General features: G+C 71.4%; 8 protein-coding genes. 1 reads left to right on the top strand and 7 read right to left on the bottom strand.

Features of this window, described 5'->3' with window-relative positions; translation table 11 throughout:
- Positions 1-142: 142 nt before the first annotated feature.
- On the bottom strand, positions 143-859 hold the full coding sequence (locus AB0B39_RS31685) for a DedA family protein (protein WP_357498933.1): 717 nt from the start codon (positions 857-859) through the stop codon (positions 143-145).
- A 285-nt stretch (positions 860-1,144) separates the two neighbouring features.
- On the opposite strand from AB0B39_RS31685, the gene AB0B39_RS31680 reads away from it, so the two are divergent.
- Positions 1,145-3,997 carry an aconitate hydratase gene (locus tag AB0B39_RS31680; protein WP_357576120.1) on the top strand — a complete coding sequence of 951 codons (2,853 nt, stop codon included), beginning with the start codon at positions 1,145-1,147 and terminating at the stop codon, positions 3,995-3,997.
- A gap of 228 nt (positions 3,998-4,225) precedes the next feature.
- Here the strand turns inward: AB0B39_RS31680 and AB0B39_RS31675 are convergent, their stop codons facing one another.
- The 6 genes from AB0B39_RS31675 to AB0B39_RS31650 all read right to left on the bottom strand — a co-directional run bounded on the left by AB0B39_RS31675 (position 4,226) and on the right by AB0B39_RS31650 (position 9,992).
- On the bottom strand, positions 4,226-5,485 hold the full coding sequence (locus AB0B39_RS31675) for a sigma-70 family RNA polymerase sigma factor (protein WP_357576119.1): 1,260 nt from the start codon (positions 5,483-5,485) through the stop codon (positions 4,226-4,228).
- A 4-nt stretch (positions 5,486-5,489) separates the two neighbouring features.
- The gene (locus AB0B39_RS31670; protein WP_234588219.1) at positions 5,490-5,825 is read right to left on the bottom strand and encodes a YciI family protein; all 336 of its coding nucleotides are present in this window, start codon (positions 5,823-5,825) and stop codon (positions 5,490-5,492) included.
- Between the two features lie 83 nt (positions 5,826-5,908).
- Entirely contained in the window at positions 5,909-6,520 is a 612-nt protein-coding gene (locus AB0B39_RS31665) for an ATP/GTP-binding protein (RefSeq protein WP_234588218.1), read from the bottom strand.
- Entirely contained in the window at positions 6,501-6,887 is a 387-nt protein-coding gene (locus AB0B39_RS31660; protein ID WP_007462630.1) for a DUF742 domain-containing protein, read from the bottom strand. Before AB0B39_RS31660 ends, AB0B39_RS31665 begins: the two co-directional genes overlap by 20 nt.
- Positions 6,888-6,892: 5 nt before the next feature.
- Positions 6,893-7,315, bottom strand: coding sequence for a roadblock/LC7 domain-containing protein (locus AB0B39_RS31655; protein WP_234588217.1), 423 nt, complete (start codon positions 7,313-7,315; stop codon positions 6,893-6,895).
- A gap of 91 nt (positions 7,316-7,406) precedes the next feature.
- The gene (locus tag AB0B39_RS31650) at positions 7,407-9,992 is read right to left on the bottom strand and encodes a nitrate- and nitrite sensing domain-containing protein (protein ID WP_357576118.1); all 2,586 of its coding nucleotides are present in this window, start codon (positions 9,990-9,992) and stop codon (positions 7,407-7,409) included.
- Positions 9,993-10,099: the final 107 nt, after the last annotated feature.

Raw genomic sequence — 10,099 nt, 5'->3', positions numbered from 1 at the left:
GCAGCCCGACCCAACCCGATCTGCTCCCGCTCCAGCGGACTCAACCTCGACGCCATAACCACCCCAACGACGATCACGAAAGGGTGTTGCAACCACCGGTTGAGCCCGCCCGGCTAACGGAAACTGTCCAAGATCTGCGCTCTCAGATGTGCGGTCCGCCGCCGGAGCGGGCCGTCTCCCCGGACGGCGTTGGCTCCGCCGATGGCATTGGGTCTGCCGACCGCGTTGGGTCTGCCGACAGCGTTGGCACGGCGGCGCTCACGCGGTGGGCCCGTCGGCGTAGCCACCATGTGCTGGCCAGCCCGGCGAGCACCGCGAGGACCAGGCCGGCCCAGGAGATGTCCTTGAGCCAGTGCTCGGCGGCCCGGCCGACGGTGAACAGCAGGTACGTGGTGCCGAACGCCCACACCAGCCCGCCTGCGGCGTTGGCCAGTAGGAACCGCCGGTACGGCACGTGCAGGGCCCCGGCGAGCGGGCCGGCCAGGATCCGCAGCAGCGCCACGAACCGGCCGAAGAACACCGCCCAGACGCCATGCCGGGCGAAGCTCTGCTCGGCCCGGGTGAGCTGGGCCGGGCCGAGATGGCGGGGGAAGCGTCGGCCCAGCCGGGCCAGCAGTGGACGGCCACCGCGCCGACCCACCGCGTACCCGATGGAGTCGCCCACGATCGCGCCGGTGGCGGCGGCCGTGGCCACCCACTCCGGCTCCACGACTCCGGTGGCCGCGAGCAGGGCCGAGCTGACCAGGACGATCTCACCGGGCAGCGGGACGCCCATGCTCTCCACGCCGATCACCCCGGCGACGAGCAGGTAGACCGCGATCGGCGGCAGCGACACGAGCCAGTGCTGGACGTCGAACACGGTTGACCCTCCTCCGACCGGACCCTCGAACCCTACCCGCGGCGGCCCGCCCGACCGGCCTTCCGACGAGGGCCCGGGAGCGGTTGTGCGGCCCCGAGCGCTCCCCCTATCCGTCCTAGGAGGCTAGGGATCAGGTGGTGGGGCGGACCGCCTGGTCGAGTTGCGTAACTAGCAAGACGGACGTACGGTTTTGTTGAAGAGCGGAATCGGCGGTAAGTGTCACCTAACCTCGGCGGCACCCCGGCCGGTGCGACAGACTGCTCAGGACTACTCACGGTCGCTGGTGTGAAGGAGTACGACGTGGCGAGCCTCGACACCTTCGGTGCGAAGACCCAGCTACGCGTCGGAGACGCGAGCTACGAGATTTTCAAGATCGACAAGGTGGACGGCCACGAGCGGCTGCCGTACAGCCTGAAGATCCTCCTGGAGAACCTGCTGCGGACCGAGGACGGCGCGAACATCACCGCCGACCACATCGAGCAGCTCGGCGGGTGGGACCCCACCGCCGACCCGAGCGTGGAGATCCAGTTCACCCCGGCGCGGGTGCTCATGCAGGACTTCACAGGCGTGCCCTGCGTGGTCGACCTGGCCACCATGCGCGAGGCCGTACGGGAGCTGGGTGGCGACGCCACCAAGGTCAACCCCCTCGCCCCCGCCGAGCTGGTCATCGACCACTCGGTGATCGCCGACCTGTTCGGCCGCGAGGACGCGTTCGCCCGCAACGTCGAGCTGGAGTACGAGCGCAACAGGGAGCGCTACCAGTTCCTGCGCTGGGGCCAGACCGCGTTCAACGAGTTCAAGGTCGTCCCGCCGGGCACCGGCATCGTGCACCAGGTCAACATCGAGTACCTGGCCCGCACCATCATGGAGCGCAACGGCCAGGCGTACCCGGACACCGTGGTCGGCACCGACTCGCACACCACGATGGTCAACGGCCTGGGTGTGCTGGGCTGGGGCGTCGGCGGCATCGAGGCCGAGGCCGCGATGCTCGGCCAGCCGGTCAGCATGCTGATCCCGCGCGTGGTGGGCTTCAAGCTGTCCGGCGAGATGCCGGCCGGCACCACCGCCACCGACCTGGTGCTGACCATCACCGAGATGCTGCGCAAGCACGGTGTGGTCGGCAAGTTCGTCGAGTTCTACGGTCCCGGCGTGAGCGCCGTGCCGCTGGCCAACCGCGCCACCATCGGCAACATGTCGCCCGAGTACGGCTCCACCGTGGCGATCTTCCCGATCGACTCCGAGACGATCCGCTACCTGGAGCTGACCGGCCGCGACGCCGCGCAGGTCGCGCTCGTCGAGGCGTACGCCAAGGAGCAGGGCCTCTGGCACGACCCGGACGCGGAGCCGGCCTACTCGGAGCGCCTGGAGCTGGACCTGGGCTCCATCGAGCCGTCGCTCGCCGGCCCGAAGCGCCCGCAGGACCGGGTGCCGCTGGGTGCCGCCAAGACGCTGTTCCGCTCGGCGCTGACCGACTACGTCGCCGACGACTCCACCGTCGAGCGTGACCTCAAGCCGGGTGTGCCCCGCGAGGAGCTGCCGCGCGGCGCGAACGGCCCGGCCGACGAGGCCAGCGCCGAGTCCTTCCCGGCCAGCGACCCGCCGGCCAACGACTTCAGCGACCCGGCCGACGAGCCGCGCGACCTGGAGACCGCTGCGGTGGGCGCGGGCGGCCGGGCCACCAACCCGGTCCGGGTCACCGGCGCCGACGGCGTCGAGTACGAGCTGGACCACGGCGCAGTGGTGATCGCCGCCATCACCTCCTGCACCAACACGTCCAACCCGCAGGTGATGATCGGCGCGGCCCTGCTGGCCCGTAACGCCGTGGAGAAGGGCCTGACCCGCAAGCCGTGGGTGAAGACCACCCTGGCGCCGGGCTCCAAGGTAGTCATGGACTACTACGAGCGGGCCGGCCTGACGCCGTACCTGGACAAGCTCGGCTTCAACCTGGTCGGTTACGGCTGCACCACCTGCATCGGCAACTCGGGCCCGCTGCCCGAGGAGGTGTCTGCCGCGGTCAACGAGCACGACCTGTCGGTCGTCTCGGTGCTGTCGGGCAACCGGAACTTCGAGGGCCGGATCAACCCGGACGTCAAGATGAACTACCTGGCGTCCCCGCCGCTGGTGGTGGCGTACGCCCTCGCCGGCACGATGGACATCGACCTGGCCAACGAGCCGATCGGTGAGGACAGCGACGGCAACCCGGTCTTCCTGCGGGAGATCTGGCCGAACAGCGCCGAGATCCAGGACGTCATCGCCCAGGCGATCGGCGCGACCGGGTTCAGCGCCGCGTACGCCGACGTCTTCGCCGGTGACGAGCGGTGGCAGTCGCTGCCCACCCCGACCGGCGACACGTTCGCCTGGGCCAGCGACTCGACCTACGTGCGCAAGCCCCCGTACTTCGAGGGCATGCAGCAGGAGCCGAGCCCTGTCGTCGACATCTCGGGCGCGCGCGTGCTGGCCAAGCTGGGTGACTCGGTGACCACCGACCACATCTCGCCGGCCGGCGCGATCAAGGCCGACTCGCCGGCCGGCACGTACCTCGCCGAGCACGGTGTGCCGCGCCACGAGTTCAACTCGTACGGCTCCCGCCGGGGCAACCACGAGGTGATGATCCGGGGCACGTTCGCCAACATCCGGCTGCGCAACCAGCTGGTGCCCGGTGTGGAGGGCGGCTTCACCGTCAACCACCTCACCGGCGAGCAGACCTCCATCTACGACGCCTCGATTGCCTACCAGGAGGCCGGCATCCCGCTGGTCATCCTGGCCGGCAAGGAGTACGGGTCGGGCTCGTCGCGGGACTGGGCGGCCAAGGGCACGATGCTGCTGGGCGTCCGGGCGGTCATCGCCGAGTCGTACGAGCGGATCCACCGCTCCAACCTCATCGGCATGGGCGTGCTGCCGCTGCAGTTCCCGGTGGACGTCACCGCCGAGTCGCTCGGCCTGACCGGCACCGAGATGTTCACCATCACCGGTGTGACGGCCCTGAACGACGGCGACACCCCGCGCACGGTGACGGTCACGACCGACACCGGCGTGGAGTTCGAGGCAGTGGTGCGGATCGACACCCCGGGTGAGGCGGACTACTACCGCCACGGCGGCATCCTGCAGTACGTGCTGCGCCGCATGATCGCCAACTGACGTACCGACGCGCGCCAGGCTCCTTTCCGCAGAAGCGGAAGGGAGCCTGCGTCGTCTTCCCGCCGCCCCAGCGCGCCAACCACGAGATCTTGGACAGTTTCCGTTCGAGGCGAACGGAAACTGTCCAAGATCTCGGCGTCCCGTGGCTCCATGGCACCGGCCGAACCGGCCCGGGGGGCCTGGACCCGCTTCCTGGTGCGGGGCAGGCGCGGCTGACCCCCACCCGTCCTACCGGGTGAGTTCGTCCGCCCGGTCGAGCAACGCACGGCGCTCGGCGGCCGAGTCGACCGCAGCCGCGGCCTCCCGGAACAGCGCGGCGGCCCGCGGCCGGTCACCCTGCCGGGCGACCAGATCGGCCCGTACCGCCACGGCGAGCGGGTTGCCGTCCAACCCTCCCCCGGCCTGCGCCGCGTCGAGCACGCCCAACCCGGCGTACGGCCCGTACGCGTAGCCGTGCGCGACGGCGCGGTTGAGCGCGACCACCGGCGAGGCCCGGATGTCGGCAAGCGCGTCATAGGCCCGCGCGATCGTCGGCCAGTCGGTGTCGTCGGCGGACGGCGCGGTGGCGTGGCAGGCGGCGATCCGGGCCTGCCACGCGTACGGCCCGTCATCGCGTACCCGGGCAAGGGCGGCCCGGCCCTCGGCGATGGCCGCATGGTCCCAGCGCGCCCGATCCTGGCGCTCAAGGGTGAGCAGGTCGCCTGCGGCGTCCCGACGGGCGTCCCGGCGGGAGTGCTGGAACAGCAGCAGCGCCAGCAACGCGGCGACCTCGGACTGCTCCGGCATCAACACCTCGAGCAGCCGGGCCAGCCGGACCGCCTCGTCGGCGAAGGCCGGCTCGCCGTCGACGACGTAGCCCCGGGTGAACAGCAGGTACAGCACGGCGAGGACGCCGGGCAGCCGTTCGGCCAGCGCCGGCCCGCTCGGCACCCGGTACGGGATCCCGGCCTGCGCGATGCGGGTCCGGGCGCGGGTCAGCCGGCGGGTCATCGTCGACTCGCTGACCAGCAGGAGCCGGGCGATGTCGGCGGTCGACACCCCGCAGACGGTCCGCAGGGTCAACGCCACCCGCGCCTCGATCGCGAGCGCGGGATGGCAGCAGGTGAAGATGAGCCGCAGCCGGTCGTCCACCACGTCCCTTCCCGCCGGGGTCTCGGGCCACGCGTCGTCCGGCGCGAGCACCGCCAGTTCGTGCAGCTTGCGGCGCTCGACGGCGGTCCGGCGCAGCACGTCGATCGCCCGGTTGCGGGCCACGGTCAGCAGCCAGCCGCCCGGGTTCCCCGGCACACCGTCGCCGGGCCAGCGTTCCAGCGCGACAGCGAGCGCCTCCTGCGCGCAGTCCTCGGCCAACGCCCAGTCCCCGGTCAGTCGGATCAGGGTCGCGACGATCCGGGGGTACGCGTCCGCGCCGGCGGCCGCGACGGCCTGCGCCGCCGCGGCCGCGCCGACGCTGTCGGGCGCACCGCTGGTGGTGTCGGTGCGGCTCATCCGATCAGGCGGACAGGTCCGCGTACGGGCGCAGTTCGAGCCGCCCCTCCCGCGCCATCGGGTGGGTGCGCGCCACTTCGATCGCCTCGTCGAGGTCGGCGCAGTCGAGCAGGTCGAATCCCACGATGACCTCAGTGGTCTCGGCGAACGGCCCCTCGGAGACGAGCAGCTCGCCGTCGCGGACGCGGACCATGGTGGCGGCGCTGGTCGGCGCCAGCACGTTGCCGGTGAGGCGTCGGCCACGGGAGTCGTTCTCCGCCACCCACTTGTGGATGTCGGGCAGCTCGGTCGGGTCCGTGTCCGGTGCGGTGTCGGTGCAGACGAACATCATGAACTTCATCTGGCGCTCCCTCGTGTGTCCGGGTGTCGCCAGCATGACGAACGGGCGCAGCCGTTCCGGACAGCCTCCCCGAAAAAACTCCGTCAGTCCGTGCCGGCAGCCCGCCGGCGGGCCTCGCGGGTCTTCATGGCGTGTTCCATGAGGGTCACGAGCACCTCCTTGCTGGATTCGCGCTGGCGGGCGTCGCAGAGCAGCACCGGCACGCCCGGGTCCAGGTTCAGCGCGGTCTGCACCTCGTCGAGCCGGTACTTGCGGGCACCCTCGAAGCAGTTCACCGCAACGACGAACGGGGTGCCCCGACCCTCGAAGTAGTCGATCGACGGGAAGCAGTCGGCCAGTCGGCGCGTGTCGGCCAGCACCACCGCGCCGATCGCGCCCAGCGCCAGCTCGTCCCAGACGAACCAGAACCGGTCCTGCCCGGGTGTGCCGAACAGGTAGAGCACCAGGTCGTCGCTGATGGTGATCCGACCGAAGTCCATCGCCACGGTGGTGGTGGTCTTACCCTCCACCCCGGACAGGTCGTCGATGCCGACGCCGGTCTCGGTCAGCACCTCCTCGGTGCGCAACGGCCGGGTCTCGCTCACCGCGCCGACCATTGTGGTCTTGCCCACGCCGAAGCCACCGGCGACCAGGATCTTGATCGCGGTGGGCAGTGGCGTCGCTCCCGCCGGCCGGTCAGAGTGCCCGTAGTCCATTGATTACCGCCTCGAAGATGCTGTTGTCGGGAAGACCGGCCGTGGTCTGGGGTTCGCGTACCTGCACGAGGTTGCGGGCCGCCAGGTCGCCGAGGAGCACCCGGATGGTCCCCACCGGAAGGTCGAGGTGGGCGGCGATCTCGGCGACGGACTGTATTCGCTGGCACAGGCCGACGATCGCCAGGTGCTCGGGACCGAGACCCACCTCCGGCGTCACGTCGGCTCGGGTCGCAGTGACCAGGGAGATCAGGTCGAACGTGCCGGTGACCGGGCGGGCACGCCCGCGTGTCACCGCGTACGGGCGCACCACCGGGCCCGCATGGTCATCCACCCACTGATGCTCTGCGGACTCCCCCTGCACCGTCATGGCCGTTACCTCTCGCCAGCCGACTGTTCGGCGCCCCGCGACGGGGAGGCCACGTACTTGCCGACCCGGGTGACGAGCATCGCCATCTCGTACGCGATGAGACCGACGTCGGCGTCCTCGCTGGCGAGAACCGCCAGGCAGGCGTTGCGGCCGGCGGCCGTGACGAACAGGAACGACGACTGCATCTCGATGATGGTCTGCTGCACCTGCCCGCCGCCGAAGCGCTTGCCGGCACCCCGGGCCAGGCTCTGGATGCCGGCCGCCATCGCCGCGAGGTGCTCACCGTCGTCGCGGCTCAACCCCTGCGAGGAAGCCATCAACAGCCCGTCGGTGGAGAGCGCGACCGCATGCTCGGCCTGCTTCACCCGGCCCACCAGATCATCCAGCAACCACGTCAGGTCGGCACTCGAAGCCGTCTTCTGGGCCACTTCGTCGTCCTCTTCTCGCCCGGCAGTTGCGCCGTATTCGTCTTGGGCTTGACCGTCACACCGCGCGGGAACCCGCAGCACCGGTGCTCGGTCAGGTGGCTTGTGGTTCCTCGTCGGTCGGCTCGGGCGTGCCGCTCGCCGAGGCGTCGGACGCGCCACCGAGCAGTCGCGCCGCGTCGGTCCGACCGCGCCGGGTGCCGGTCTGATACGAGCTCATCATCCGGCGTACCTGCTCCGGCGGCCGTGCCACGTCCTCCTCGTCGGACTCGGTTGCCGCCGGGTCGTCGCGCAGCTCGGGAACGATGTTCGCCTGGCGGACGCGGACCGGCAGGCCCGAGTCGGTCCGGTCCGTCTCGGCGGGCGCCGGGGTCGGCCCGCCGTCGCCGGCCGGCTCGCTGCCGCCACCGCTCGGGCCGACCCGGTCCACCGCGGGAAGGCCGGTGGGCACCGTCGGGCCCTCCAGGGCGGGCTGGCCGAGGCCACGCCGGGCCCGGGTGGGCAGCTCCGCCGCCGGGGCGCCCAGGGTCGTCCGCTGCCGGGTGGGGAGTACGACCTCGCTGTCGGTCCCGTCCACCTGCTGCTCGGTCGGGGTGCTGTTCTCGGGCAGCACCGGGGCGAGGGGGGTCACCGGCGTTGCCGGGCCCGGAGCGCTCGTGTCCGTCGCCGCGGCGGCCACCGCGACCGACGAGAGGCTGGCGGAACGGCCGCCGTCGGCGGGACCGGCGGCGGACGGCCCCGACGGCAAGGCGATGGCAGTCGGCCCGGCGGGAAGAGCGCCGGAGTCCTCCGGGTCGGTCCCGTTCGCGGTGACCAGCTCCAACGGAATGAGCACGACCGCGGTCGTGCCGCCGTACGCCGATTCCTTGAGCCGGACCCGCACGCCGTGCCGCTCGGTCAGCCGGCTCACCACGTAGAGGCCGAGCCGGGCGGCGTTGGCGAGGTTCAGCTCGGACTGGTCGACGATGCGGTGGTTCGCCGCGGCCAGGTCCTCCTCGCTCATGCCGAGGCCCCGGTCCTCGATCTCGATGGCGAACCCGTTGGCCACGAGCTGGCCACGGACCTCGACTGTGGTGTGCGGCGGTGAGAACGACAGGCCGTTCTCGATCAGCTCGGCGAGCAGGTGGATGATGTCGCCGACCGCGCGGCCGGCGAGTGAGACGGGCCCGAGCGGCAGCACGTTGACCCGGGTGTAGTCCTCCACCTCGGCGACCGCGCCGCGCACCACGTCCACCATGGGGACGTTGCGCCGCCACGCCCGGCCCGGGGTGGAGCCGGACAGCACGATCAGGTTCTCCGCGTTACGCCGCATCCGCGTGGCCAGGTGGTCGACCCGGAACAGGTCCTCCAACTCCTCCGCGTCGTGCTCACGGCGCTCCATGGCGTCGAGCAGGGTGAGCTGGCGGTGCACCAGGGCCTGCGTACGCCGGGCCAGGCTGAGGAACACGTCGCGGACGTTGCGGCGCAGCTCGGCCTGCTCGACAGCGGTGCTCAGGGCCGTCTCCTGGACGGCGTTGAACGCCTTGCCGACCTGGCCGATCTCGTCGGTGCCGAACTCCAGCGGGGGCGCCTCGGTGGCGACGTCGACCTCCTCGCCGCGACCGAGCCGCTCGACCACCCGCGGCAGCCGCTCGTCGGCGAGCTGCCAGGCGGCCTGGCGCAGCCGTTCGAGCTGGCGCAGGAGGGTCCGGGCCGTGGTGATGGAGACGACGACCGAGGCGATGACGGCGAGCAGGCCCAGGCCGGTGGCGAGCACCAGCCGGACGACCACCATCACGGCCACGCCGGTGGCCCGGCCGACGATGCCCTCGCCGCCGTCGGTGACCGCGTCGTTCACCTCGGCCAGCGCCGGCTCGACGGTGCCGCGCCACTGCTCGGCGCTGACCGGCAGCTGGGTGGCCGGCCGGCCCTCGCGGATGATGCTGTCCTGCACGGCGCGCAGCCGGGTGAACGCCTCGCCCCCGACGAGCTGCCGGTAACGGCGCTCGTCGGCGTCGGCGAGCCGGGTCCGGGTCTCCTCGCCGAGGAAGCGTTCGGCACCGACCAGGCTGACGTAGCGGGCGTACTCCGGGCCACTCATCCGGCCGTTGCCGAAGAGGCCGCTGAGCAGCGCGTCCTCCTGGGAGATCAGCTCCTTCATCCGGTTGAGCTGGATCAGGGCCGCCGCGTCGGCGGCGATCTCCTTGTCGTCCAGGCCGCCGGTGACGTCGTAGATCCGGAAGATCGATCCGATGGCGCCGGTGTAGGCGTCGGCGGCGGAGATCCGGTCCACCTTGCGGGCGAGCACGTCGGCGCGGGTCTGCTTCAGGCCGTCGATCTGCACGATCGTGGCGTCCAGCTGGGCGTCGAGCGCCGAGCTGCCGGCCACGTCGACCTGCCAGTTGCGGACCGAGTCGGCGAAGTCCTCGGCCAACTGCGCGGCCTTGCGCTGCTCGGCCTCCAGCGTCGCGCGCTGCTCGGCGTCGGGGTTGCTCAGGTACGCCTGGGTCAGCCGCCGCTCCAACTGGAGCTCCTGCAGCAGCGGCTCACTGGGCGTGTAGACCTTGCTGTTGAGCAGCTGGACACCGAGCAGGTTGAAGCCGTCCCGCAGGGTCACCCATGCCGCGAACATCCAGAGCGCGACCAGGGAGAGCAGCAGGGCGACAACCTTGGTGCGGATACTCGTACCGCGAGAACGCATTGAACCGTCCCAGGCCGGGGTTGACTCAGCTCATCAACGGGTGATCATGAAAGACGACGTCCCGCCACAGCGGGGCGTACGGGGCTGAGGCTCTGCGTACGCTAGCA

The organism is Micromonospora sp. NPDC049114, from assembly GCF_040648635.1.
In the GTDB taxonomy this organism is placed as follows: Bacteria; Actinomycetota; Actinomycetes; order Mycobacteriales; family Micromonosporaceae; genus Micromonospora.
Note: the sequence above shows the minus strand (reverse complement) of the source record. Positions and strands in the feature narration are given on the sequence as shown.

Excerpts from the sequence above, each read along its gene's own strand:
- AB0B39_RS31660 (WP_007462630.1), bottom strand. The coding sequence starts at position 6,887 with ATGACGGTGCAGGGGGAGTCCGCAGAGCATCAGTGGGTGGATGACCAT.
- AB0B39_RS31665 (WP_234588218.1), bottom strand. The coding sequence starts at position 6,520 with ATGGACTACGGGCACTCTGACCGGCCGGCGGGAGCGACGCCACTGCCC.
- AB0B39_RS31650 (WP_357576118.1), bottom strand. The coding sequence starts at position 9,992 with ATGCGTTCTCGCGGTACGAGTATCCGCACCAAGGTTGTCGCCCTGCTG.
- AB0B39_RS31670 (WP_234588219.1), bottom strand. The coding sequence starts at position 5,825 with ATGAAGTTCATGATGTTCGTCTGCACCGACACCGCACCGGACACGGAC.
- AB0B39_RS31675 (WP_357576119.1), bottom strand. The coding sequence starts at position 5,485 with ATGAGCCGCACCGACACCACCAGCGGTGCGCCCGACAGCGTCGGCGCG.